The sequence below is a fragment of the Aquimarina atlantica genome (assembly GCF_000626715.1).
GTDB classification, from domain to species: Bacteria; Bacteroidota; Bacteroidia; order Flavobacteriales; family Flavobacteriaceae; genus Aquimarina; species Aquimarina atlantica.
Map to the genome: position 1 here is coordinate 444,572 of NZ_AQRA01000005.1, position 26,659 is coordinate 471,230.

The window sequence follows — 26,659 nt, forward strand, 5'->3', positions numbered from 1 at the left end:
CTGAGTATGCATATATTAGTTTAAATTTATTCTAAAAACTCATCTAATACACCGCATAAGTGTATGTTAAAAATAGGGTTTTACAATATAGGGTATGATCTTTTGATTGGTATTTCTAACATCTAATAGACTTCGTAGTGATACATTTTGAATCTATTTTTCTATCATTAAAGCTTCTTTTTTAATGATGAATGTGTTGATATTGTTTAACGTTATACCATAAAACTCAATTTCCTTAATCCCTTTTTTCGAATTTATATTTAAAGAAAAATAGTTTTTTCTAACATCATTTATTTCATAAACACCTGCCCCTTTAAAATTAGCTAACAAAAGAGACATATTATCTAATTTCATAAAACGAACTTCTATATTATTAAAACTATATTGAGGTAAGTTAGAGTTTTCATAAAAGGAAATAGTATCTTTTTTCTGATATCCTAAATCGCTTATAAATATATTTTTTAGAATTAGTTTTTTTAATTTTTTTAAAGCTATTTTTTTGGGCTCGACTTTTCTGAAATATAACACTTCGTTTTTATTTCGAAGAATTATCCGATCCTTGTTTGGGTATTCTAGTTTAATTCCAATAGATGGGATTGAAAGTTTATTTTTGTCTTTAAGATAACGATATCCATTGTTAAAAGTGCCTTTCCATTCTTCTTTTCCCGAATCAAATGGGAATATAGAATCTTTTTCAATTTTAAACATTAATCTATTCGAAAACTCATTACTCTTTTTATTAGTTTGGGGATTAATAGCATATTCATTAATCCAAACTCCTTCCTGAGCCTGTACTATTAATGAGCATATGGTTAATACTGAAATGAGAAACTTTTTTTTGAATATCATTTTTATCGTTTGATCATGTTATAGATATATATTATATCAGGTAAATTGGTTAGCAAACCATCAATAACTCTACATTGATACCTGATTAAAATGGGTGCAAGAATAAAGCGCTAATTCTCTTAATATCCATGGCAAATATACAAGAACTTTTGAGCTAGTTATTTAGCCGTTATACTCTCATGCCTAACCGTATTAGATTATTTAGGTATCACTTCTATTTTGTATCCATATTTTAAAGATTTGAAAAAGGATCGTTGATTTTCGAATACATATCCATTTGCTATAAATTTCATTTCATACGCTTCTGTTTTTAATTCAAGGCTTGTTTTTTTCGATAGCCATATACCAATGCATCGATTTCATCTATGGATTGATAGCTATTTAGGTTTTTTAGAATACTCAAGATCTCGTTAAACGATTTTTCCTCCATATTAGAAAATGATAATAGTTTTAAATGATATCAATTTTTATTTTTTGTTTACGAATGCCGGTAAGAAGATGTCTTTCATTATTGTAAAAGGTAACTTATCTTCTTGCGAGTTGTATGCACCTCCTGTAAATACAGCTACCATATCCAGTTTAGGAAAAATCATGATATATTGCCCTCCGTTTCCAGTTGCTGTTTTAGAAACTACCATTTTTTCACCTACTTTAAATGGAATGTTCCACCACAAATAGCCGTAATCAATTCCTGTAATTTTTGTTTTTGGAGTGGTCGATTCCTCAATCCATTTTTTAGAAACAACTTGTTTTTCATTCCACTTTCCATTATTAAGTATCAATTGCCCAATTTTAGCCATATCACGAGAGGTCATATATAATCTTTTTCCCGAAGAGATCACCTTTTTATTCGAAGTATGCTCCCAACTTATATTAGTAATGCCTAATGGATTGAATAGATATTGTTGAGCAAATGTATCGATTGTCATTTTTGAGGCTAGACTTATTATTTCGGCTATTAATACTACGCCCATAGAGCAATAGTTAGAGACTGTTCCCGGTTCGTTAACCATTGGTAAATTAAGCGTATATTGAAGCCAGTCCTTTTTTTTATACACTCTATCCTCTTGCCCTGCTGATTTCTTGTCCCAGTCATTACAATCAAATCCAGAAGACATTGTTAATAGATGTCTGATTGTAATTTTATCTTTTCTCTTGTCAAGATTTTTGGTTGGCACCAGATTTTTGAGATACTTTGATATGGGATCGTCGATACTATCAATGAATCCTTTATCAATTGCAATCCCTAATAAAATTGACCTTATGCTTTTTGTTGAAGAGCGGAGGTCGTGCTGTTTATTTGCAGAATGGTCGTTGAAATATTCCTCAATAACGATTTGATTATTTTTTACTAATAAGATACTATGTAGCTTATTTTTACTACTCTGTACCTGGTTAAATAATTGATAGATTTTTGTGGTATCGATATTCTGAGAATGCAGATTGCTTGTTTCCCATCCATCCTCAAGGTTCTTTGGCTGAGAATATTTATATGAGTTTTGTCCGTAGCAAAATGTACTAATTATGAGAATAAAAAATGTTTGGGTTACTATGTTTTTCATAGTAAAAAGTAGCCGCAATATGCGTACCAGTTTATATTTTTATAAAAATTCACCTTATATATAAGGGCACATTTTAAAAATACAGTTTTAGAAAATATGATTTGATATCCTGGTTGGATTGATTTTGTTATATAGATACGTTATAACTATGGGGAGAATTAAACCTTTTAGCGGTTTTAATCCAGAATGAATCGAAAGGATCAGCTCATGATTTGATTGCGATACGATAAAAAATTGAGTAGAAATAAGTGTTCCTATGCCTAGCCACATCAACGCTGGCCCTATATTTTTTTTGAAAATAATTAAGGTTAGACTAATGATTATAATACCTCTAAGAATGCTCTGTATTGTTATTATGGCCGAAACAGGAATACCATCTTTAAATGAGTATAAGAAACTATTTGAGTTTACGATATCATCCCCAAAATAGATGGTGTATAGCTTAGATATGTGATAAAATAACAAAAAGAGAGTAGGGACTATTATGGCTATTTTTAGAATTTTTGATGTCGATTTCATATGGGCTTGTAATTATGTTATAGGTATGTAGGTCAATAAACTCAATAAGTATTGTTGCTATTTATCATTCTGCTTTATATTGATTATTCTTTGCTCAAAGCGAAGTGGAGATGGTAACGGATTTTCATATTCACTAAATTTTTCATTTAGATATGCATTATGTTTACTTCTTTTCTGATGAATTAAATCATAATGTGTAAATGTTGTCCATAATACCGATTTTAATATGGTTTTTTTCTGGTTCCACATTTGCATTTCTACCAGAATATCGCTGGTATTCCATTCTAATATTGTTGATAGAATGATTACTTTTTCCATTAACTGCGCAGGGTTAAAATATGCAATTTGATTTTGAGTCACTAACCAGCTTCTACCTGTTTTTTTCGCATACCGATACACATCAAAATCATAATTATTTACCAAATGATCTTCTCTGGCATTTATAAAATAATCTATATACCTGGAATTGTTTAAATGATTAAATGGATCACAATCAGGAAAACGGATCACTGCTATACTTTCTGGGGTTTTAGTTATTTTCATAGTGCTTCTGTCATTTTTCCAATATTTACTCCTTCTGCCATGGTAAATTTTATATCACGAACGTATTTCATATCTCCCCATAGGTATGCATTTCCTTTTAATCCTTTTGTTGTCTTCATCCGTCTGTTTAGTCTTGAGATTTCAATATCGGTGGCTTTTCTTTTCTCACCCAATACTCCATACAATCTAATAGCAGGATAAGAATCAAATTTTAATTTATAAAGCGCTTTTATCCAAAACCATTTGCTGCTATTTACCCCTAAAACGCATACATTTTTATTGATTTTTACATTATTGGGAATCTTTTCAGGAAATTTTTCAAAATAGAAACCGGTTTGATCTTTGTTTAAAAAAAACGTTCCTATTGGGGTTACTGTTGGCCTGTTATCTTTATCTACAGAAGCTATGGCTACCGATAAGCTGGTCTTAAAAGTAGTATTAAAATGTTTTCTGATAAACCTCCAGTTTGCGATACTATCCATTATATTCCTTTTACATTGTGTAAAAGTCAATATTTAGAAATACATATCCTTTGATATAGATCAAATTCGACTATTTCTGCGCTCTAATTCGGCTTAGCGTCTCTTGGGTTATACCGATATAAGAAGCAATATCACCTAATGAAATATGTAGTTCGATTTTAGGATATTCTTGCAAAAGGAAGTCATATCTCTCTTTTGCAGTTGAGAACTGAAGATATACTACTCTTTTCTGTAGTTGAAGCATTATTTTGGTAATAGCATTTCTTGTAAATCGTTCAAAATCGTGATATTTATTCGAAAGGATATTAATATGTTTCCGGTTAAACTCTAATAAGATACTATCTTCGGTAAGTTCTATATAATGCTCACTGGGATGCCCCAAAAAATAACCGGTAATTGCACAGATAAATTCATGCTCAAAAGAAAACCAGTCTGCAATAGCTTTTCCATTTTTTAGGTGATATGCCTTTGCACTTCCTTTATAGATATAAAAAAGTTTATTGGTATAACTGCCTTCACGTACCAATTGAGTGCCTTTTTCTAATTCTAGCATTAGAATATCGCTTTTCCACTCTTCAATAATTTCATTTGATAGGGTAGTATATTCGCTTGTTATTTTAGCAATAATTTTATCTAGCATTGAATTATTTTTTTGACACATCAGATATACGTAGGACTACAGCAACTATTACTATTATTTGTTATTTTTTTTTGCGATTTGACTTTCCTTTCCATTAAAATAAGTTAGTTCTTTCCCATCATTAGAAAAAGAGACATATCTGTATGGCACTTGTCCTTTGATATGAAATTTGGTATCAGAAAGCGTAGAAAGCTCAAATATATATGCGCCTTTTCTTCGCAACATTAACTTCTTATCTCGAAAGATCAATTCATCAACCTCCCCATTTTTATATTGGTACATTCCTTCGTAGTTCTTTGCATTTTCAGGAAGCGGAGTACTAGAATTGTAATCGACAGAAATTGTTTTTTCAATTGTTTGGGTATGTACAGTATTGTTTCCACAAAATGCCAAAGCTAATTGTTTAATTTTTTCATCTTGAGTTATTTCATCTGGGGTTTTACCGGCAAGTGATAGTTCTTTGATTCTTTCGATCCATTGTATTGAATTTTTTCTATAGGTATTAAGCTCTGCTTTATTAGAAGATAATTTACCGTGGCCAGCTACTATAACAGTATTTTTATCTCCAAGAGATAATACTTTATCTATAGAATCTATATGGTGGTTGCTACCACCTCCGTAATAAAAATGAGGAAAGAAATTAGTCATATAGGTATCTCCCATAAAAATGGTGTTGTTTTTTGTGAAATAAATAAGCACGTCGTCAAAAGTGTGTGAAGTAATATGATAAAGCTCGATTCTTTCATTCTCTAAATCGAGCGTATACTTGTCTTTAAAAGTAACACCGTATTTTGCACTGGTATATTTAATGTTTTCTTGAGAAATAATTGTTGCTCCTAATTCTGCAAAGAATGAATTTGCCCCGGTGTGATCTTCATGATGATGTGTGTTGATTACATATTTAATAGGTTGATTAGAAAGTTCTTTTATTTTTTCTAATAAGGCATGGTGATTATTAGATCCTGTCATAGGATCAATTAAAATGATCTCTTTATTTCCTATAAAAACACCAACATTTGTATTGTAATTATTAGATTTTACAACATAAAGATTATCTGTTATTTTCTGTTGAGTAAAATTAGATTCTTGTTCTAACTTTGTTTCATGTCGGACAGCTATTTCACCTTTTTTCTTTGTTTTTTGATCTGAGCAGGAAGTGAAAAAAACACAAAGAAAAATTAGCATCAATTGCTTTATATCGAATAAGTGTATTAATTGAATATTCATGATTTGTTTTATATAAGATGTAAAAAAACTAAAATTGTTATTTTAATTTAATTATAGCGTCTTTACATTTTTCAATAGTATCAAAGATTTCTAATGTTTTATCTTTTAAATTAACGTTTATATACGAACTACATATGGCCTGAAAATGTTTTGGTTCCAGGGCTATGATTTGTTTTTGATTTACTGTTTTATTTTCAATTTGTAAATGATAATTTTTATTATGACAAGACTGAAATAGCGTAACAAAATAGTTAAGACCCGAAAAATTTTTAAGGCTAAATCCTTCTAAGTTTTGAGAAACATCATACATCGTATGCGATACTAATGTATTGTTCTTTTTTTGTTGGTAAAAAGAAACAATCCTATTATTACTATCTTTTATAGGGGTATAAGCGCTATCTAATAATTGAATTGCAAATTGGTGGTTGGGATGTATAGATTCTTTTTCTAAAATTAAAATCTTATGACACATAAAACCCCATCCACAATGTTGTGCAGCTACATATTGTACTCCTAATAACAATAGTAGCAAAAAGAGGATGTTTTTTTTTGTATGTAATGTAATCATTTGTTATTTACATAGAATTTTTAACTCTACTATTTCTTTGAAAAATTTCTCTATATAATTTCATGTTAGTGTAATTCCCGAAGTTTTTTTAATTTTTAGTTTTAGCAGGAAATTAGTTAACAGAATGATTAATTTTAATTTAGAACAAAGATAAATTTAAGTATATTTTTATCTCTCACTGTTTTCAGTGAAAATAGTTGCAAATGTTTTTATAGTATGTATGGGATCAATAGAGTGTTTATGAAGGATAAAGAAGATAGAATTAAAAGAATAAAAAAGCCCTGGCCAACTAAAGATGCTATGGAGCAGGTTTATAAAATGAAACTTTGGGGAGGTAATACATCTGATTTTTATTCGGGTACAGGGTCACATCAACCCGAGATTGTAGATCCATATGTAGATGTTGTAACTTCATTTTTAACATCTTTTAAAAGCCCTCTTACAGTATGTGATTTAGGTTGTGGGGATTTTAATGTAGGAAAGGAATTGGTAAAGCATACGAAGCGATATGTTGCGGTAGATATAGTAACAGATCTTATATCATATAATAAAGAAAATTTTAAAGCAGAAAATTTAGAATTTCATTGCCTGGATATTGCAGTAGATGATTTACCCTCTGGGGATTGCGCTATAGTAAGACAAGTGCTACAACATCTATCAAATACAGAAGTGCAAAGAGTAGTGAATAAGCTAACTGATTTTAAATATGTTATTTTAACAGAGCATTTACCTGAAGGCGATTTTGTGCCTAATGCAGATATTATTTCGGGACAAGGGATTAGACTAAAAAAACAAAGTGGTTTAAATATTTTAGCACCGCCATTTAATACTAAGGTAAAAGAAGAAAAACAATTAGTATCAATTACTTTAAAAAATCATAAAGGGGTTATTGTAACTACATTGTATCAATTTTTTTAACTATAGTTCAGGTTTTCAAACACACTTCTCCGGCCTGTACTGAGCCATGCCGAAGTATCGATGCACTCGAATTGACGAATTTGAGATTCAAAAATATCAAAATGCACAACAAGTTATATAGATTATTACTACCCATTATATTTTATCTAATATTCCGTTATACTCTTTAGAATCCGGAGCATATGTTTTTAGTTCATTATCTCTTCCATTTATAAATAGTGCTCCGCAATTAGTACATTCCCAGGATGTTTTAAATACATGCAGTTTTCTCAACTGCATGCAGGCTTCTTCCTTATCCTTTTTAGATTCTCCTGATTTTTCAATAGCCGCATCTATAGCATCCCAAAAATCAAACCATTGGGTATCCGAAATAACATAACCTTTATTTTTTAAGTAGTCGGTTTGATCAACTATTATAGCATTACAAGAACATCTAATTTTCATATTTTCTTTTGTCTTTAATCAATATACTGTTGAGCTCATTTTAAAACTTTTTCGACGGATAGGCGTTACGACTTTATCATATATAGATATCGACTTTTAAATTCCTAGTGTCATTTCGTGTTTTACATTATGATACCGTAAAGAAGCTTTTATACACTTCTTCAATTCTAAAATAGGGATTTTTTCATGTAACTGAAAAACAATTGCCCTTTTACCTTCGTACCGAAATTTGTGATCAAAAATCAACCTGAATGTATCTACTAATCTACTTGTGCATTGAAAATACATGGCATACTGGTTAGGTGTTTTTTCTTTCCAATCTATTCGTAACGTACTTCCATTTTTGGTTACAAAACTGGGTTCGCCCCATTTTAGTGTTATTTCCATTTCGTCTATACCTTCTGTTTCTTCTGCTGTTTCTATTACCAATTTTTTTAAGAACTGCATCTTGGGCCTAATTGTATTAGGGTAGTTTTCAAAAACTTCTTTGACTTTTGGGTTTATTTTTAGTGCCAATCTCCTCATGATCTATTCTTTTATTGCAACATAAAAGTCTATTTCTGCATCAGAAGAGTTTTGAGCTTTTTCTCCAAAAACCTCAAAATCGGCTGTATAGACTCTGTCTAAATCCATTTCCCAAATTTTACTCCAATGATTAACAATCAGTCCTTTCATCAAATCACCTTTAGCAGAAGATTTTATGTATGTTCCGCCATCAAATGATTTTCCGACCATACCTTCAGGAATTTTTTCAAGACTTGTCACTTTACAACCAAGAATGGTGGTATAAGGTTTTGTGTGGTCGCTTTCATACTCGGTATAGAGTGAATAGATGGTGTTATCTTCTTTGTTTGGAATTTTCTCTAAAATATGATCTCCCAAAAAATGTTGCCACAAGTCAGCAATGTCTTTAGAAGCTTGCTGGTTTTCATTTGTGGTTCTAATTTCAATTCCAATGAGTTTAAACGGTTCAATTTTTATGGTTTGCATCTTTTTATTTTTTATATGATACAAATTTAGATTAGCCGTATGTCAAAGGTATGTCAGGGGTGTCTACCATTTTTTTCGACATTCTTCAAAATATTGTTCCAACGTTATTTTGTGTGGCTCAAACCTTTCTTGTGTGCTGCACAAGTTTTGAATTCTATCAAGACGAAAAGCCCTAAAATCATTTCGTTTTTTACAAAAAGCTATTAAAATCCAATTGTCGTTAGTCGTATACAATGCAAAGGGTTCTATTAGTCTCCGTGTTTTTTTGTGGTCTAATGAAAAATAATCGATTTGCACGATTTGGAAGTTGGCAATATGAGATTGTAATTGAATTAAATAACTACTCGTTGTTTGGTTATTTTTGTTATTTCTAACTTGTATTCGCTGGGCAAGAAGTTCTGATTTGTCTTTTTGATTAAATCGAAGAATAGACCTGATTTTGGTAATTGCACTCTGGTATTGTTCTGCCAATGAATGGTCTTTGTTTTTCAAAATTAATTGTTCTGCTGTAACTAAAGCATTAGATTCTTCTTCGGTAAACATCACGGGGGGAAGCTTATAACCTTCCATTATCGAATAACCTTTTCCTTCTTCTGTCACGATGGGGATTCCTGATTGTACCAGAGTTCGAATATCCCGATAAACCGTTCGGATACTTACATGGTGTCTGTTAGCGATATCTTTTGCAGTTACGATCCGTTTTGATTGTAATTGGGTTATGATTGCTGTTAATCTTGCAAGTCTCGGTTTTTCTTCTGCCATTATTGTTGCTTCTGTTTGTGGTTAACATCCAGGTTATGATTTTGTTGTAGTACCATTCATAAGGATATACGTTGAGTTATCGGCCATTGATTAGTACTTTTATTTTTGATGAGTTCTTTGTTTTGCTACCGGTCATTTTATGTTGACTACGACATTAAGTATAAAATACGTTTTACTTCACTTTTTTACTCCACTCACGTTGTTTTATTTCAATTAGAGCATCAATTTCCTTTTTATATTTTAATTCCCAGTAATAGTATTACAATAGTTATTATTCTTTTTCGATTCATTTATTTCATAATGTACAACAATTAGTATAGTGCTAGAGTAACTATATTTCTTGTATCGGTAAGTAACTAAAATAGTAAATATTTTATGCTTTTATCTTTTTAGTACGAAATCATATTACTACCCATTTTTGAAGTATATGATTATGGGACGTATCGTTGACGAATAAGTGAAGTTTTGATGTTTTTTCTAGATATTGTAAAGCACTGTTTTATTCGAATTTTTTAGAATATTCTGATTGTTCAAGGAATTGATCATAATTATCAATATTCAATATATCTAGCAAGGCTTTCTTTTTATCATTTGACTTTTGATAATATGCCTCTACTATTTTATAGCCCATCCAATATCCCAAATTCTGAGGTCGCCCATCGGGTGTTTGGCTATATAACCAAGGAGATAACTCTTTGGAGTTACGAGAATTATTGAATTCAATCCATAATTCCTGCTCATTTTTTTCTCCGTATGGATATACATCGGGACCATTTGCTAACCTCGTTTTTTCTCCAGAAACAAGTTCTGCAATAAAATCTGCCGTTCCTTCCCTGATACAATGTTTTAATAGTGTTTCATCTTTGGGATTATCTTTTTGAAGAAAATGAATGAGTTCGTGAATAACAATATTTGGCATTATTTCAATATCTAATGATGGTCTTCCGTAATCTGTTGTGAAATTACCATCAGAATAGACTTCTAAGGCGATCATAAGACCATTTTTGCTAGCAGTACCGCCAGATGTTGTTCTTCCTATTAAAAAGTATACAGGAGGAAACACGGCCTCGGGATATACATATTCTAAAGCATAGCATGAAGCGATAATTTGTTTTTTGAAGTTAAGAATTTTGTATGATGATGATCTGATATTGCTGTAATATTGTTTTTCTGATAAAACCAGTTCCTTTAATTTTTCGGCACTCTCTATTCTATCGGGAACAAAATCTTTAAGTCCAATACTTCCATTTCTTAGATATGCCTCGAAACTATTATTTATGGTGTCTTTAAGTAGTTTATCGTAAGATTCCCAAAAAAGATCAATATCGCTTGTAATTAATTTTATATCATCAGGATTCTCGGCAAATTTTGAGGATTTAGATTGCTTTTCGAATGATTTTTCTTTTGTTTGTTTACAGGAAACTATCAAAAAAAGAATACCTAATATTAAAATATGTTTAGCCATAGACATTTTGTGTGTAACTAAAATAGTAAATATTTTATGTCAGTGATGTTTTTATCTTTTTATTGATATGCAGGAATATTGACAGTTAGCTTACTCATGAGTTGTAGGCGTCAATGCAGCAGTGACTTCGGCACAGTTCAACCAGGATTCATGGCTTTGTACTATCATCCATTTGTCGTTTTGTTTTTGTACCGTTGCCGTCCAAATAAGTTTTCCTGTGTATTCTGGTATTCCTTTAAGTTTTAATGTTAAACGTACCGGAAGTGTAAATGTTACTACATCTTTTGATAAAACCTTGGTATTCCAACTTTCAATGGTATTATGTAGAACTTCAACCTGAGGACCAATTGCTCGATATGATTTTCTAAGATCATTTAAAGAATGGATTATTCCATCGGTTATAAAATACGAATTATCGGCTTCAGAATAATGAATTAGACCTGCCTCAAAATCCATATTGTTCGAATATTCGAATACCTCTTTAACTACATCGGTAGCCGATTTTGTAATTTCTTGTATTTGAGCTTCTGTTAATTTATTTTCTGTTATTTGACAGGATTGATTCAAAAAACAAAAAACGCTAAGTAGTAGCGGTATATATCTTTTCATCTATTGTAATTTTTAATGGCTAATAACTAAAATAGTAAATATTTTATGCTTTTCATCCTTTTGTTCTGATTACGCTATTAGGAAGAGACATGAATATGATCACTAGCGAGTAAGGCACATAATAGGAGGAGAAAGTTTTTTGTATATAGAGAGGTGTTGGGTTCGTTAGGTTTTGTTATAGCTACTTATTTTGTTAATCAACCCTGTGAAAATAAACCCATGAAACGGGTATACCGCATACCAGTATAGTCTGCCAGCCAAACCTAAAGGTCTAAATGTAGCCGTTTGTATCACATCGTTACCAACTATTTTAAATTCGAGCCACGCTTCTCCTGGGAGTTTCATTTCTGCAAAAAGTAATAATCTCCCTTCTTGTTTATTTGCATAAAGCACCCGCCAGAAATCTAATGAGTCGCCAACAGATATAGTAGATGGATTAGTGCGACCTCTTCTCAATCCGACTCCTCCAAATAATTTGTCTAAAAAACCACGGATTCTCCAAAGCCAGTTGCCATAATACCATCCATTTTCACCCCCGATACTCCAGATTTTCTCTAGTGATGATTCGTAGTTTTCAGTTTGTCGAATACGCTTATCTTTAAAACATCCATATTCTGGAACCGCAATAAATTCTGATATGTTACTGGTTATCTCGCTACTAGAATACGAATCTTTCCAGCTAGAAATGATCTCTTTATTTTTAATCTTATCAAATGCTCTTAATAGCGCTTCCTCATAAGATATGGGATGTATGTTTAGTAGAGTATTGATTTCGTGATCTCTACATACAACTTCAACTTTCATACTATCGACCAGGGACCTGGCCAGTTTGTAAGAAGTAGAGGTTACAAAATATAACCAATAAGAAGATAGTCTCGGGGTCATTACAGGGATTGTCCAGATTCTTCTTTTTAAATTTCGAACTTTTGCAAAGCCAAGTAGCATTTCTTTATACGATAGAATATCATCGCAACCAATATCAAAATTCCTGTTATACGTTTCTTCTTTAAGGATACATTCGATTAAAAAACGTTGTACATCTGCTATGCCTATAGGTTGGCATTTGGTAAGGAGCCATTTGGGCGTAATCATTATAGGAAGCTTTTCTACCAGATCACGCATGATCTCGAAAGATGCACTGCCAGATCCAACAATGATTCCAGCCCTAAAACACGTTAGGTTATAATTCCCTTTTCCTAATTCTTCCTCAACAGTTTTTCTTGATAACAGATGTTTAGATAGGTTAGACTCATTAACGATACCGCTTAAGTATATTACTTGTTTGACTGTTGTATTGGATAGCGCATTTCTAAAATTGACAGCGGATTTCTGTTCTAATGACTTGTAATTGTCTGATGTCGACATCGAGTGTACCAGGTAATAAGCTACATCAATATCAACAGGAATTTTTGAAAGCGAGGGAGCATCTAACAAGTCAATTTCTAGTACAGAAATACTCGAGTTCAGTGATTGGGGAGGATGAAATCTAGAGGTGTCTCTTACGCAACATACCACATGATATCCTTTATTTACTAATAAAGGAAGCATTCGTTTACCGATGTAGCCTGTAGCACCTGTTAGGAGTATTTTCATGTATTTAATAGAACTTGTATATAGTAAATATACCTTTTATACTTGTTTGTATTACGTACTTATAGCTATAATCCAACACTTTTTTCTCGTACTATCCAGAGTGTGGTATTTACAATACAGTGATATAGGTGATGTAGGTTAGAAAAAGCAGTTGAATAATATTAATAAGTAATGCCATTTTAACGACTTGATGTTTTCGTTTTAAACCTTTTTCCAAATCATTGATTTGACTTTTGATATCTTGTGTTGTCTCCTCTTTTTTATGGCTATTTGGGATGTTGTTAAAAAACAAAAAAGATTTTTTAGAAGAATTTAAATATGGAGTTATGGTATACACCGTAATGAGTATCGAAAAAATCGAAAAAAGAAGTATTAAACTAGTGACTACTTTAAGCGGAGAAAGATGTAATGGAGAAACTAGTGTTGCTAATTCGCCTATAAGGGTTATGATGCTAACAATAATGAATATGTTAAGAACTAAAATAAGTATTCCTTTGATGTTAATTTCGTTATCATGCCCTTCAAAGTGTTCTATTGTTTTTATTTTTTTTTCGTAGCCCATTTTACAAGTTATTAGTTGTGATTAGCTAAATAGGATGTTTTACATGTGATTGGATAAAGCTATTAGTGTAACAGTATCTCAGTATTTCTTTTATAAAAGTACAACTACCATTTGTAAAAAACTTACGGGAAACCTCATGGTATCAGAAAGATAGCTTCTCGATGGCTCTGTTGAACCCTTCGGTTTATCCATACCGTAGCCTGAGGTTATCGAAGGGTACGGCACAACTTGTCACCCCAGACTTGATCTGGGATCCACTTTTTGAAATGCGCGATTCTGAATTCTGGATCAAATCCGGAATGACAGGATAAGTTATAGCACATTACATCATCTAAACTAACGAGTATGTACCGTGAGCCCTTCGATAAACCTGTCCTGAGTTTATCGAAGGGCTCTGGACAGGCGAAGGGTACGTGAAAGATATTCCTTTGGGATTGAGCCACACCTATCATAATAAACCCTTGCACGAATCATCATGCAAGGGTTGTATTATAGGTTTATGGTGTTTTTTATTATGCTTCTTCGGGAGAAATAAACTTGTATACCAATCCGGCAAAAATAGCTCCTATGATAGGGGCTACCCAAAATAACCATAGTTGCTCTATTGCCCAACCTCCTGCAAATAATGCCTGGCTTGTACTTCTGGCAGGATTTACCGAAGTGTTGGTTACCGGTATACTTATAAGGTGAATAAGGGTTAGCCCTAATCCTATGGCAAGGCCAGCAAAACCTTTAGGAGCTTTAGAATGTGTAGCGCCCAAAATAATAATCAAGAACATAAATGTCATTACGATTTCGGTTACTAATGCTGCAAGCATAGAATAGCCACCGGGAGAATGGTCCTCATATCCATTGGCAGCAAATCCACCGATTTCGAATCCTGATTTTCCTGTAGCAATAAGGTATAAAATCCCTGCACCAGCAATACCACCCAATACCTGGGCAACGATATAAGGAAGCAGTTCTTTTTTATCAAAACGACCGCCTACCCATAACCCAATAGATACTGCAGGATTAAGATGGCAACCCGAAATATGCCCTATGGCATAAGCCATGGTTACAACGGTTAAACCAAATGCAAGAGCAACTCCTGCAAATCCTATCCCTAACTCTGGGTATGCCGCTGCTAATACAGCACTTCCACACCCACCTAATACTAACCATAAGGTTCCGATAAATTCTGAAATTAGTTTTTTCATGTTGTTTATTCTAGTGTTGATGTTAATAATGAGGGTATGAATTATTACTAAGGTACTTATCTTTCTTTTATGCATTCTATTCTGGTATGATCTTTTCTTTTAATTTCGGATGAAGTGCAGAATAACAGGATAAGGATACTGTAATGACTCGACTGATGTACTATACTGTACCCTTCGAGAGCACTTCGACAAGGCCTGTATGACACCTCAGGGTGCACTATAATTTGTCACACTGAGCTTGTCGAAGTGCTTTCAAATCTACTTTTTCGATTTTATTAGGATTGTGTCCGTGTTGTACCCTTCGATAAACTCAGGACAGGTTTATCGAAGGGCTCAGGGTACATAAAGATATTTTCTTAAGATTAAGTGGTATGCTTTTGAGTGTGTATACATCTTGACGTACAGAACGAGATGTATTACACTATTTGCAATGAATTATGTAGGTTGTTAACTACAGTTATCCTTTACCTTTTCTAGTGCTTTTGGAAATGTAGTTTTCATAAAATCCAGATGCTCATCAAGGACATCTATTTCAACATTAAGGGTAATACTGTCTGTTTCACCAGTAAGGGTATAAATTTCTGTAGCGCCCGACCATGCTTTTGTTTCATCATCAACGGGTTGTTCCTTTCCTTTTACGACATTTCCGATATGCTTAAACCTCATGATTTTATTCGGAATATGTGTTTCGATGATGCTGTAGATACCACTTTGATCAGGAGAAAGGAATAATACTTTACTACCTTCTTTCCAATTATCAGTAATGGCATAAGAACCTTCAAAAAATACACTAGTCCAGTCACGATAGGAACTATCGTTCCATAGTGCTTCCCATATCTTGGTTTTTTCTGCCTTAATATCTATTGAAAATTGTAATTTGTTTATCTTCATAATTTAAGATTAAGTTTGAAAATTAACTATAGTGAAGCACAAATTGCAGCTAATGTCTAGTATATGGGGTGTTACAAAATTTTCTGTAGGAAACGCTTTGATAAGTCACTAAGATAACAAAATTATAACGAATTCTTTTAGAGTAATTTAGTAGCAATTGCAAATAGTTATTTAAAGGTTACTTCTCCTTTTGGGGTTGTAATGGTCAATTTGAGTTGTATGGTATCACTGTCTTCTATTTTCATGAATGGAATCGTTGATTTGTTTTTCAATAAAATGTCTGTTATATCTTTCTTATGCGGAGTTTTAATTTGAAATTCTTTTAAAACACAAAGCGTATTCTTTTGAATCGAAGGATGCGTTGTTTTATCAGACCAACTTATAAAGAAGGGATTAATGTTTAACCCTGGATTAGTTATCCGTAATAACTTCCATTTCAATTCCTCTCCGCTGGGCTTATTTCTTGACCAGTTTTCAATTCCTTTGGTTTCAAATTGGGAGTCTACTACTGTTTTTTCCAGAAATTCTATCGTATCAGTAGCTATTGCAAAACCAATAGGTTTTAAAACATCCATATTTTTAAAAAACTCGGGGATTGTGTCTAATTCCTTCTTTGGGGCCAGGATTTCAATATAGATCATATCGTTCATGGGCACTATAGCATTATGAGTATAACTGTTTGGGTGCCCTCCTCCGTATATAGCTTTTACCCCGGTTAATTCCTCGAATTGCTTAATACCCAAATCCAGGTCATTTATAGCCAGTATAATATGATCTATTTGCATATTGTTTACTTCTTTTTTTGCACATCCTATGGCGATCAATATTACAATGCAAAAAGCAAAAAACGGGTATTTTCTTTTCATTTTGATCATAATTATACACCATACTGGTATATGCATCCTTGTACATATATACCTGTTTGTCGTTGTTTATAAGCAGTTTATTTATTTACTCACCCAAAGCTACCATTATCTTTTTAATATAGCAATGATACTGTATAGGGTAGGAGGTTTTTTCCTATATCATTGAAGTGCTGAGGTCTTTATTTAGACGTAGAGTGTTGTATTGCACGGATTGCAAATCCGCGCTGTCGGGTTTATAAGCAGTTTATTTATTTACTCACCCAAAGCTACTATTATCTTTTTGATATAGCAATGATACTGTATAGGGTAGGAGATTTTTTGGGATATCATTGAAGTGCTAAGGTTTTTTATGTAGGCATTGAGTGTTGTATTACACGGATTGCAAATCCGCGCTGTCGGGTTTGTGTTTTGTTATTTATTGGAATATAAACTTTATTAGCACTATTCCAGTTATGAGTGAAGTTAAGTTCAACAATCAGATTTGCTTTATTCCACTCAAATTTGTCAGACGAATTTATACTTTCATATTTATTATTTTCCATATTCAAATACAACTTATCCAATAGTTTTCCTGAACTCAAAATTTCAATAATTTTCGAGCTCTTTATTGAATCCGTTTTTATATCTCCACACTGTTCTATTGTCAAATCTTCAACTTCCCATTCCTTTGTATAGATTCCTATTGAAAAATCATTATTTGGGATTATCAAATTTGTACATAAAACCTTAGAAGATTTCTTGATGTCAGAAAGAGTTTTTTCATACGTAATTTGATTTTGTGAAAACGAAAACGTAAAGATGAAAAGGAATAATATATTAATCGTAAACTTCATTCTCAAATGTTTACTAACATTGGTATATGTACGATTGTTATATCGTGTTATAAACTTGCTTTTATTCGTTCGGTTATTTCGTCAATTGATCCAAGTCCGTCAAAAGTCTTGACCTCAAGTTTTGATTTCATATATTCAATAGCGGGTCTTGTAGAATCTTCAAAAACCTCTATTCGTTTTATATGAATTTTAGGATCTTTATCATCTTTTCTGTCCGATGTTTCTGCTCTTTTCCTGGCTCTGTTTAAAAGTTCGGATTTCGGAACATCGATATTTAAAACTTTTCCAATTTCCATATTTTTTTGATCAACCAATTCAATTAGATCATCAACCTGAGCATCTGTTCTGGGATAGCCGTCTAGAATTATTCCTGCATTAGCTTTATTTTCATCAAGGATTTGTCCAAACAACTCTTTCATTATAGAATCAGGAACCAAATCTCCCTTTTCTTCATATTCAGACATTATTTTTCCGATTTCTGTTCCGCTTTCTTTTTCAAATCGACATCGGTCTCCAGTCGAAATATGCTTAAAATCTAATTGCTTATTTAAAATTTCGCATTGTGTTCCTTTTCCAGAATAAGGAGGTCCGGTAATTATTAGTATTTCCATCTATTTTTCTTCTTGCTTATATAATATTTAATGTAAAATGCGTTTACATTACGCTTCGTTCTAAGTTTTTGTCCTTTTTAAAAGTGATAGGTGTCGTTTTAACAGTTGCGTCCGGTTTGTTCCCATTTGAACCATTAATCAAAGTTCGACCAGAAATTAGGGCTTCAATAAACTCAGTATCAGATTTCAATATTTCAACTTTTAAATTTTCCAGACTGGCATGTTCAAAGTAATAAACATTAGAAAGGTTTTCTTCCCGATTTTCATCCCAAGATTCAACTTGTTCAATCACTGCTCCTTCGTTAAGATTTAAAGAAGATTTATCCAATAATGCGGTAGCTTCAAAATGAGGATTAGGTTCCGATATTGCTTCTTCAAGTTCAGAAACTCTACTTAGTGAGTCTTTAGTCTCAAAATAAATAGTGAATTCCCATAAGTCAGATTCTACTTCAATCAAATTGTAGTTGGCCTTGGATACTAAAAATTCTTCTTTTCCAAATTCATCATGAATGAGGCTGACTATCTCTTTTTTTGAATTCATATGATGTTCAGTTTTTAGAATGTATTACAACAATAGTATATACATATACCTATTTATAAGAGTTTATAATTGTTTACTCACCCAAAACTACTATTATCTTTTTGATATAGCAATGGTAATGTATGGGGGTAGGAGATTTTTGCGATATCATTGAAGTGCTAAGGTTTTTTATTTAGATGCTAGATTGTATTACACGGATTGCAAATCCGCCTTATCGAGTTAGGGTTATATTTTGTAGTTATACCTAGTTATATTGATTTTTCATAAGCCTCAGAAATCCAGGATTTTAATTCTTTGTCAATTTCTGATTCTTCGGATAGCCGAACTCTATGCGTGCACATTGTTCCGAATGGCCCTGAGTTTTCAAGCCTATTTGTAGTTGGTTTGTCTTTTAGTTTAAACCCTAAGTCAATTCTTGTTTTAGTCGCCGGCTTAATTAGAACGAATTGTCTTTTTCTAATAATACTAACACTTCCTTTTTTTGGTGTAATGGTTACATCAGAGCCTAATGATGTAACATAATCAATTAGTTTCTTATAAATTGGAATCAGATTTTCTTTCCCTTTATATTGAGCGTCTACTAAATCATCAGGAGAGTTATTTTCTTGTTTGGATAAAGTCACAATGGTATTAGCAAATCCATGCGTCACATTATGTTCTGCCTTTAAAAACTTAACCCCTTCAGAATGTTTAGCAAAGGACTTTTCTTTAAGAATAGCTTTCCATTCTTCTAATGACTTACCTGTTTTTTCAGGAATGTTGTCAATCATAGTTTGTAATGCTTTATCCATCTTTAATCTATTAGTTACATTGATTATAATAAATAGTATGTGTATAGTAGTTTACTCATCCAAAGTTATCATGCTGTCGGGTTATAGAGCCTGTAATTGACCCCAAAAAAGAGTATACTATTTATTCTTTCTAATATATTTTTCTACAATATACCTTTTTATGTTGGCTTTTTTTACCTCTTCCAGCCCATATTGAATAAGAGTATCTCCTTTTATTTCTATGGTAAACGGAAATTTGTGACCTCTTACAGCTTCTACCGCACAATATTGTAATGTTTCTGTATAGGTATTTCCTTCCAGGGTATATGTGCCTCCGCCTCCATAAAAATCATCTGGGTTGGTATGATTTTGATTAAAAAATGCAAAATGATCCTTACCGATGATTTTTATAAAATCTGATACAGTCATATCTTTAATTTTTACAGAATCTCCTTCTCTAATCTCTCCATACACCATTTTCCAAGCTCCTTCTATTTTTTTGATCTCTTTGGGTTTTGATAGGGTTGGGGTGGTTTCGTTTTTGTTGCAGGTTATAAAAATAAAAGAACAAGCTACTAATATAATTTGGTTTCTCATAAAATGTTGATTGATGTCGATAAAGTTACTTTTATTTTGGTAACAACACAACCTCTACCAAGGGGGTACCCCCTTATCGATATGGGGGGTACCCTATCAAAAGGTAGTTCGAGCTGATATTTTAACGCTTCGAAGGGTGATGATGACCCTTCGAAGTGATACGATCAGGGTTCGAGCTGATATTGTATGGCCTAGAGGGCTTGGCAGTAGGGATAAAAGTGATATGTTTTGGGGCTCGAGGCCATAAAGGGAGTCTTCGAAGGACTTCGGTAACGCTTCGAAGCGTGTCTTTAAGGGATAGAAGCATCCCGATAAGGGGTAACTACTATAAAAACAAAAGCACCAGCCTTCTGGCTGGTGCAGTTTTGATACGATGTGGATATCGATTTATAGTTCTGTGTCGGGTGTATCGGGTGTGATTCCTCCATTTTTTTTAAAAAGGACTTTCATATCCTGGTACACCGATTTGGCACCGGGTTCGTTCTCGCCAGCCAGAAAACGCATCATACGATAAAAACTTAATGCATTAGAGTAATTATCATAGTCTAATAGGGTTTTGGTATCTACCAATTGCTGGGATAGGTTTTCTAATAACTGTACGTGAGTTTCTATCTGTTGGCGGGTACTATAATCGCGATCAAACTCTTCTTTATCCAAAAAATTGGGGATCCAGCTAGGATGCTGCTCCATATAGTTTTTGGCTTTATCTACGATAAGTTTGTTTTGATTGGCGATACGCCCGTATTGTGCCCGTTGCTCGGGAGTAAGATTTACCGTTTTACCCAACAACACCTCTTTTATGGTATCGATCCCCTGGGTTAATTTGTTTAATTCGTCTTCTGTAAAGGTTACACTAATTAAATTTTCTAATGCCATGTTTACTATATTTTATGGTTTATAAATATTTATAACACAAGAATATAGTACCCCAGTTTCATTTTTCGGAACTGAGATTTTTTTAAGAAAGGTTTAGCTAACTTTTTGATTTTGTTAAGGTTGTGCCCTTCGACTACGCTCAGGGTACGCTTCGACAGTTTAGTATTACACCTCAGGGTGCGGTATGAGTAAAAAAAAACACGTACTCACGTACCCTGAGGCACTCGAAGGGTACACTTCGACAGTTTAGTATTACACCTCAGGGTACATCACAACTTGTCATCCCAGCCCTTCGGCCCAGCTCAGGATAAACTAAAGGCTGGGATCCATTTTTAAAGACGATAATATGATGAGTTCTCGATAGTCCTGCTGAGCCCTTCGATAAACTCAGGACAGGCCCTGTCGAAGTACAATTTTTCTCCATTACATTACGAAAAACCACTCGAACTGACGGGCTAATACGCTACGTCATATCGAGTGCGTGAGGAACGAGCGTGTATCGAGATGCATTTGAAAACGATAACATAATAGATTCTCGAAGGGTACAATCACACCAATTCTATAAGATATTTTAACCGATGATAACACTGTTTTGCCAGGGGGCGTAGGGATTCTCCCAGGGGGGTGATGTCATAATCGGTAGCCATACTCATAAAAGCGGCATAGGTCTCGGCCAGGTAGTCGTTTTTTTTCTCACTGGGGATATGCATAAGCTGGTAAATGATCTCTAAGATCTCTAGATGGTGTGTATTTGATCCCTCTAATCCCAATTGCGCTAAGCCGTATACTAATTGGCAATGTTTTAGATCTTGTTGTATCAAATCGATGATAAGCTGCTCATTGTTTTGGTGCATGGTATCTGTTTTTATGACAAAACAAATATCAGTCAATCACACCACATTCTTGTCATACAAAAAGTTGACAAGGTGTTTTTATTTGTATTGGGTATTGTATGGTTTAAGGTGCAAATCCGCACTTTCAGGTGAGAACAAGTAGTTGGTTATAGGATACATTATTATGAGCTGGCTTTATTTATTGTTGTCGTTGAAGACTCGAACTCCATCTCTTGTACGCATTGTAAATTTATCAATCCACAATGCTTACAAGCGTCTTACCAATTGGACCAAACGACAATTTTATCTTGACCTCTCTAAAATAAAGAAATTATTGGTTAAATGCTCGTCAATTTTTAATGAAAAATGGCGTAAAAATCTTATCAAATCCATTACTTTTTCAAACCCGATTGAGTGAGGATTTCCATGCCCAATAGAATTCCTTAAATCACGCATTATGTCAAATGTTTCTTTTAAATTTTTATCAATTAAATCAGGATGTTTATTTACTTTTTCGGACATATCTAATCCTAAACCGTATTCTAAAATTTCGGGAATCATAACACTCTTAAATCCATTTCCAACCACAGATTCAATGAAATACTTTAATCCGTAAGTTGCTAACAACTCACTTGGATGTCTGTAATTAGGTTCATCGTCTAAAATCTTGATATGTTTTTGGTACTTTTCCCACTTTATCTTTTTTAGTGGTTCGTTTAATTTCTTTTTACTTTCTATAATTGTACTATTCTGGTTTTGTAAAAAAGTACGATGTCTATTTTTCACAGTTTCTATAAATTCAGATTTCCCTCCATGAAATTCAATTAACTCATTTACAACATCTCTAAAATAAGATTCAAAAAAGCTAAAAGCACTTAATAAAGTATATTTAGATAAATTTTCTTTGTATTTACCTGAAAGAGATTCAAGTCTTCCAATATCAGCTGTTTCTTTGAAATAATCTGGATTAGCAAGCTTTTCATAATTCGGAACTTTTTCTTTAAACCCTTTTATAGACTTTTTTAAATTCGGAACAGCATAGCAAACTAAAACTGTGAAATCAAGAATGCGTTGTTGTTCCTTTTTCAGGTTTTTAAAAGACTCGGTATGTCCAATCATAGTTCTGTAGTTTTTTCAGCTTGTTCACGGTCTCGTGTATTAGTAGTAGATTTGAACTCACTAACTTTTCAGTTTTTCATTCAGATTAACTATGAAGTCGTGATAAGCTTTATATTTATTTTTTGCATCTTCTTTATTTAGTTTACTAATATCACTAAGTATTCCGTTTACCAATATTCCCTTTAATTCCTTTACATTTATCTTTCCTTGTAGGTTTTTATTTTTGGTTTCAATTTGTTTTATTACTGGCTTTTTATCGTCCAATTCTATTTCAACATTATAGTTTTTACTTATTTCCGAAATAATGTAGTTAATAGGGTACAAATCTTCAAGTGTTGAAGCTTTATTTGTTTTAGAAATGTCATTAATTTCAAAAGTGTTTTTAGTGTTAAAAGACTTGCTTTCTTTTTTTACTTGCTCCTTAATTCTTACCCCATCAGAATCAGAGTCCACAACTACAAAACCTTTAACAAGGCGTCCTTCCATAAATTTCACATAAGTTGATATTTTTTCTACTCCATCAGCTGATAAAGTCCCTATTCTTACAGGTTTTATATCTCTCTGATATTTCTTTAGAAATCCATCAAACAAATCCTTATCAGTTTTTCCTTCAAAAATTAGCATATTAGGCTGGATATGTTCATATACAGAAGTTCCCAAAGCTTCATATATGACCTCTTCTTCATAAGGGTTGTCTTTTTCAATTTGTTTTATTGATGTTAAAGACTTCTCTTTTGATACTTTGAAGTGTCTATCTAAATTTAGCTTATCAACCATATAAATTGAATGGGATGCTATAAAAACTATATTTGATAATGCAATTTTCAATAATTCTTCTCTCAAATATTTGACACCACTTGGATGCAGATGAATTTCAGGTTCATCTAATAGAATAATCTTGTTTTTAATTTTTTCGGTATTGCTTTCAATAGATAAATTTAGAAGTATAGAAATAAACTGTTGAAAACCTTCACTTCTTTGTTCCATTTTATATTTGGGAAGTGTATCATCCTTGTCCTCGACCATAACTGAACACAACATATTTTCTATTTCTATAAAGATATTAATCTTGTGTTCAGGCCATCTTTCGTTTATGTAGTTTGTAATTGAAGTAGAAAGTTCTTGTTTTAATTGTGCTCTTTCTTCGATGTCATCTTTTATTAAATCAATCCTTTTCTCTATATCAGTTATCCCTGAAATATTAAAAATATTCCTTAACGGTAATGATGTACTTGGATTAGTGGAAAAAGCATTTAAGTCTATGGATTTATTGACAAGAAATTCACTTGAAGGTCTCCAAATTATAGGCATTGGTGTATTGTGAGTCACATTGTCCAACATTTTTTCTTCTAAGTGAGATTCAATCTTTGATTTCGTTAATAGAGTATATGTAGGACCTAAAAGTGACTTAATATTATCCTTTGTCAAAGATTCTTTCTCTTTATACTTATCGGTTATTAAGTGAAATGAAGAATCTGAACTATTATAAACATATTTAGAGAACTCCTTGTCATCATTTATCCATATATGTAGATAATCTTTTCTGTCATTATCAGAGTTTATTTTTGTGTGTCTTTGAATTTTGTAAGGATTAATTCTCGAGTGTAAAACTTTGGGTATTCCAAAATTGTCAAATTGCTTTCTGTAATGTTCAAAATTGTCAAATTTTAAATTGAGACTTATTTGTATGGACTCTTCTTTTTTCTTTGCTTTTTTGTTACAGTCTGTTTGATAGTCAAAATTAGCATCCTCATTCAGTAAAGAGATTGCTTTGAGAATATTGCTTTTACCCGATTCATTCTTACCTAAAAATATTTGACATTTTTTATTAGAGATTTTAGTAATCGGTATTACTAAACTTTCAATACTTCTATAGTTCTCTATTTCTATACTTTCTATCTTCATTTTGTCTAATTGTGGCTAACAAACGGGTTTAAATATGTGTAAACGTTTGTATTTTTTAACCCCCTAAAACTACTGCTACCTTTTTTATTACGGTTACGGGAAACCACATGGTGGATGAGAAAGTTTTTTGTATAGGATCTAGGTTTTGGGTTTGGGGTGTGAGGTATCGGGTATCAGGTTTGAGGTTTTAGGTGTTAGGCGTACCCTTCGGCTACGCTCAGGGTACGATATGGTTCAGGGTACGGATATGAATCATCAAAACATGCACTCTTCACGTACCCTGAGCGTAGTCGAAGGGTACAGGAAGGGTAACAACGTAGTAAGCGAGGAAGTTAAAAAAAGTTTAGGATCGTTGATGTACCAGTTCTAAAGTGGTTTCGTATAATGGGGTGCCTTCGACTTTGGTCTTTATCCAGGCATAAAAACTCATATCAAAAATATCTTCGTCCTGGGGGGTAGGAGTGGTGAGTGTGGTATACATCTTATCCTTAAATGCTGCCGTAGTGGCGACCTCTGGTTTATGGTAGTAGGTAATCGCTAGTTTTAAGAATTCTGATGCCCGCGTTTCTTTATTGCTCTTAAGATAAGTGCCGTGTTTCTTTTTAAAACTGTTGACCCTGGATTCTACAATATCGATATGATCCAACTCTATACGCAACAGGATCTCGATCAGGTTTTTCTTAATTACCCAGGCAAGTCCCGCTTTTTCGGTATACCAGTGATCACTATGATAAAAATCATTAAGAATACCCAGGGCTTCTTTACACTGTTGTTGCTGAAAATAATATACGATATGACTTAGCTTAAGATCCAGGATATAGGCAATCTGGTCTTTGTATTTCTCATAATCAAAAGTATCTAAGATCATAATAGCATCTTTTGCCCGGCCTGTATAGTTAAGATTAAGCGAGTGTAGTAAGGTGTATTGCGGAAAAAACCGCTTGTAATACTTGTCCTGGTGTTTTTTCATCTGCTCGTGCATAAGGACCAGGTACTGCTGCGAGGTGGTAAACTCTTTACTTCTAAAATAAGAATTGGCTACATAATACAAGATTTGGATATGGTAAAAAAGGTGTTTGTCGATTACATCTTCTTTGGTGTCTATCTGTGTATAGACTTCTTCTACAAAAGGCAGTATAGCACGATAATCCCTGGTGATATGAGCCGTTTGGTTTGTAATCTCAAGGATCTTAAATAAGGATCGAAACGTAAGGTCTTGTGTAATCGATAACCCGAATTTGGATAAGGTGTTTTTTATAATCGGTACAGCATCTCTTCGTTGTTTCATGAGTTCGTGCTGTACGGTGGCATAAAACAGGTTTAGGTTTTCTTCTTGCTGTAGTGATTTTTTATTACTCCTGAAATTAGCAAATAATGTCTCTATTGCTATCCCACGATTAAGATGAGCATATTGGATCTGGGTGTAATAAATCTCGTTTAGAATACTGAAAAGTGCATAAGTTTTGGCCTTTTGCTCTGCTTTGGCAATGGTCTTAAAAGCAATTTTATATTGTTTTTGCTCAAAGAAACTCCTGCTGGCTCTAAGGAGCTTAAGAGTTTCCATCTCTTCTGAAGTTTCTTCCTCAAAACTTTTGGCAGCAATAAAATCAATGAGCGTGTCATGCAGTCTTTTACATAGGGCGTGATACGCACCCTTGGCTCTTTTGCCATAAATCTGGATATCGAGGTCTTTAACCATTGATGTGGTATCCAAAAGCTTAAACAACTGTATGTTTTTGGTATCGTTTCTTTTATTCTTTTGCCGCAATATCGCAATGAAATTTCGCTTCGATTCGTCAGATAAGGTGTGGATTATAGAAGAAATAACATGCATTGTATCGTAAGTATAATTTTGATAAAGATACTATGAATATTGAAATGATTA

The 26,659-nt window shown here is 32.9% G+C and carries 30 protein-coding genes; 1 reads left to right on the forward strand and 29 read right to left on the reverse strand.

Annotation, left to right across the window (positions count from 1 at the left end; genetic code table 11):
- Positions 1-153: 153 nt before the first annotated feature.
- The 8 genes from ATO12_RS13225 to ATO12_RS13255 form a co-directional block, all read right to left on the reverse strand.
- On the reverse strand, positions 154-849 hold the full coding sequence (locus ATO12_RS13225; RefSeq protein WP_034242563.1) for a hypothetical protein: 696 nt from the start codon (positions 847-849) through the stop codon (positions 154-156).
- A gap of 467 nt (positions 850-1,316) precedes the next feature.
- Positions 1,317-2,411: a serine hydrolase domain-containing protein gene (locus ATO12_RS13230; protein ID WP_034242564.1), complete on the reverse strand. Its 1,095-nt coding sequence runs from the start codon at positions 2,409-2,411 to the stop codon at positions 1,317-1,319.
- 87 nt (positions 2,412-2,498) lie between these two features.
- A complete protein-coding gene (locus tag ATO12_RS25815) occupies positions 2,499-2,930 on the reverse strand; it encodes a hypothetical protein (protein WP_131248834.1) in 432 nt (143 codons plus the stop codon).
- A 57-nt stretch (positions 2,931-2,987) separates the two neighbouring features.
- The gene (locus ATO12_RS13235) at positions 2,988-3,473 is read right to left on the reverse strand and encodes an acyl-CoA thioesterase (protein ID WP_034242565.1); all 486 of its coding nucleotides are present in this window, start codon (positions 3,471-3,473) and stop codon (positions 2,988-2,990) included.
- Positions 3,470-3,955: a pyridoxamine 5'-phosphate oxidase family protein gene (locus ATO12_RS13240; RefSeq protein WP_051575817.1), complete on the reverse strand. Its 486-nt coding sequence runs from the start codon at positions 3,953-3,955 to the stop codon at positions 3,470-3,472. The genes ATO12_RS13235 and ATO12_RS13240 overlap by 4 nt, the downstream gene beginning before the upstream one ends.
- Before the next feature lie 70 nt (positions 3,956-4,025).
- On the reverse strand, positions 4,026-4,595 hold the full coding sequence (locus ATO12_RS13245) for a Crp/Fnr family transcriptional regulator (RefSeq protein ID WP_034242706.1): 570 nt from the start codon (positions 4,593-4,595) through the stop codon (positions 4,026-4,028).
- Between the two features lie 54 nt (positions 4,596-4,649).
- Positions 4,650-5,822 (reverse strand): MBL fold metallo-hydrolase, encoded by a 1,173-nt coding sequence (locus ATO12_RS13250; RefSeq protein ID WP_034242566.1) that lies wholly within the window; start codon positions 5,820-5,822, stop codon positions 4,650-4,652.
- A 37-nt stretch (positions 5,823-5,859) separates the two neighbouring features.
- Positions 5,860-6,354 (reverse strand): hypothetical protein, encoded by a 495-nt coding sequence (locus ATO12_RS13255; protein WP_165583377.1) that lies wholly within the window; start codon positions 6,352-6,354, stop codon positions 5,860-5,862.
- A gap of 276 nt (positions 6,355-6,630) precedes the next feature.
- Between ATO12_RS13255 and ATO12_RS13260 the strand changes: the two genes are divergently transcribed.
- The gene (locus tag ATO12_RS13260; RefSeq protein ID WP_034242569.1) at positions 6,631-7,308 is read left to right on the forward strand and encodes a class I SAM-dependent methyltransferase; all 678 of its coding nucleotides are present in this window, start codon (positions 6,631-6,633) and stop codon (positions 7,306-7,308) included.
- Positions 7,309-7,443: 135 nt separating this feature from the next.
- Here the strand turns inward: ATO12_RS13260 and ATO12_RS13265 are convergent, their stop codons facing one another.
- The 21 genes from ATO12_RS13265 to ATO12_RS13365 all read right to left on the reverse strand — a co-directional run bounded on the left by ATO12_RS13265 (position 7,444) and on the right by ATO12_RS13365 (position 26,608).
- A complete protein-coding gene (locus ATO12_RS13265; protein WP_051575818.1) occupies positions 7,444-7,752 on the reverse strand; it encodes a hypothetical protein in 309 nt (102 codons plus the stop codon).
- A 96-nt stretch (positions 7,753-7,848) separates the two neighbouring features.
- Positions 7,849-8,277, reverse strand: a complete 429-nt coding sequence (locus tag ATO12_RS13270) for a DUF1801 domain-containing protein (RefSeq protein WP_034242570.1) — start codon at positions 8,275-8,277, stop codon at positions 7,849-7,851.
- Positions 8,278-8,280: 3 nt separating this feature from the next.
- Entirely contained in the window at positions 8,281-8,742 is a 462-nt protein-coding gene (locus ATO12_RS26375; protein ID WP_034242571.1) for a GyrI-like domain-containing protein, read from the reverse strand.
- Positions 8,743-8,805: 63 nt separating this feature from the next.
- Entirely contained in the window at positions 8,806-9,504 is a 699-nt protein-coding gene (locus ATO12_RS26380; RefSeq protein WP_034242572.1) for a helix-turn-helix transcriptional regulator, read from the reverse strand.
- A gap of 499 nt (positions 9,505-10,003) precedes the next feature.
- Complete coding sequence (locus ATO12_RS13285; protein ID WP_165583378.1) at positions 10,004-10,969, reverse strand: gliding motility protein GldB-related protein; 966 nt, start codon at positions 10,967-10,969, stop codon at positions 10,004-10,006.
- 90 nt (positions 10,970-11,059) lie between these two features.
- Positions 11,060-11,578 carry a nuclear transport factor 2 family protein gene (locus tag ATO12_RS13290; protein ID WP_117590046.1) on the reverse strand — a complete coding sequence of 173 codons (519 nt, stop codon included), beginning with the start codon at positions 11,576-11,578 and terminating at the stop codon, positions 11,060-11,062.
- Between the two features lie 165 nt (positions 11,579-11,743).
- Positions 11,744-13,171: an SDR family oxidoreductase gene (locus ATO12_RS13295; RefSeq protein WP_034242575.1), complete on the reverse strand. Its 1,428-nt coding sequence runs from the start codon at positions 13,169-13,171 to the stop codon at positions 11,744-11,746.
- A 109-nt stretch (positions 13,172-13,280) separates the two neighbouring features.
- Complete coding sequence (locus ATO12_RS13300) at positions 13,281-13,733, reverse strand: hypothetical protein (RefSeq protein ID WP_034242576.1); 453 nt, start codon at positions 13,731-13,733, stop codon at positions 13,281-13,283.
- Between the two features lie 512 nt (positions 13,734-14,245).
- Positions 14,246-14,932: an aquaporin Z gene (gene aqpZ, locus ATO12_RS13305; RefSeq protein WP_034242577.1), complete on the reverse strand. Its 687-nt coding sequence runs from the start codon at positions 14,930-14,932 to the stop codon at positions 14,246-14,248.
- A gap of 447 nt (positions 14,933-15,379) precedes the next feature.
- A complete protein-coding gene (locus ATO12_RS13310) occupies positions 15,380-15,823 on the reverse strand; it encodes a hypothetical protein (RefSeq protein WP_034242578.1) in 444 nt (147 codons plus the stop codon).
- Between the two features lie 167 nt (positions 15,824-15,990).
- The gene (locus tag ATO12_RS13315; protein WP_165583379.1) at positions 15,991-16,689 is read right to left on the reverse strand and encodes a VOC family protein; all 699 of its coding nucleotides are present in this window, start codon (positions 16,687-16,689) and stop codon (positions 15,991-15,993) included.
- 347 nt (positions 16,690-17,036) lie between these two features.
- Entirely contained in the window at positions 17,037-17,522 is a 486-nt protein-coding gene (locus tag ATO12_RS13320) for a hypothetical protein (RefSeq protein ID WP_034242580.1), read from the reverse strand.
- Between the two features lie 47 nt (positions 17,523-17,569).
- Positions 17,570-18,133 carry an adenylate kinase family protein gene (locus ATO12_RS13325; protein WP_034242581.1) on the reverse strand — a complete coding sequence of 188 codons (564 nt, stop codon included), beginning with the start codon at positions 18,131-18,133 and terminating at the stop codon, positions 17,570-17,572.
- Positions 18,134-18,176: 43 nt separating this feature from the next.
- Positions 18,177-18,674, reverse strand: a complete 498-nt coding sequence (locus tag ATO12_RS13330; protein ID WP_034242582.1) for a hypothetical protein — start codon at positions 18,672-18,674, stop codon at positions 18,177-18,179.
- Positions 18,675-18,922: 248 nt separating this feature from the next.
- Positions 18,923-19,465 carry a DUF4287 domain-containing protein gene (locus ATO12_RS13335; RefSeq protein WP_034242583.1) on the reverse strand — a complete coding sequence of 181 codons (543 nt, stop codon included), beginning with the start codon at positions 19,463-19,465 and terminating at the stop codon, positions 18,923-18,925.
- A gap of 117 nt (positions 19,466-19,582) precedes the next feature.
- Positions 19,583-20,041, reverse strand: coding sequence for a hypothetical protein (locus ATO12_RS13340; protein ID WP_034242585.1), 459 nt, complete (start codon positions 20,039-20,041; stop codon positions 19,583-19,585).
- A 387-nt stretch (positions 20,042-20,428) separates the two neighbouring features.
- Complete coding sequence (locus tag ATO12_RS13345; protein ID WP_051575819.1) at positions 20,429-20,917, reverse strand: hypothetical protein; 489 nt, start codon at positions 20,915-20,917, stop codon at positions 20,429-20,431.
- A 548-nt stretch (positions 20,918-21,465) separates the two neighbouring features.
- Positions 21,466-21,771, reverse strand: coding sequence for a hypothetical protein (locus ATO12_RS13350; RefSeq protein WP_034242586.1), 306 nt, complete (start codon positions 21,769-21,771; stop codon positions 21,466-21,468).
- Positions 21,772-22,053: 282 nt separating this feature from the next.
- Positions 22,054-22,869 (reverse strand): HEPN domain-containing protein, encoded by an 816-nt coding sequence (locus ATO12_RS13355; protein ID WP_034242588.1) that lies wholly within the window; start codon positions 22,867-22,869, stop codon positions 22,054-22,056.
- A 60-nt stretch (positions 22,870-22,929) separates the two neighbouring features.
- Entirely contained in the window at positions 22,930-24,774 is a 1,845-nt protein-coding gene (locus ATO12_RS13360; protein ID WP_034242590.1) for an ATP-dependent nuclease, read from the reverse strand.
- 343 nt (positions 24,775-25,117) lie between these two features.
- Positions 25,118-26,608: a hypothetical protein gene (locus ATO12_RS13365; RefSeq protein ID WP_034242591.1), complete on the reverse strand. Its 1,491-nt coding sequence runs from the start codon at positions 26,606-26,608 to the stop codon at positions 25,118-25,120.
- Between the last annotated feature and the right edge of the window lie 51 nt (positions 26,609-26,659).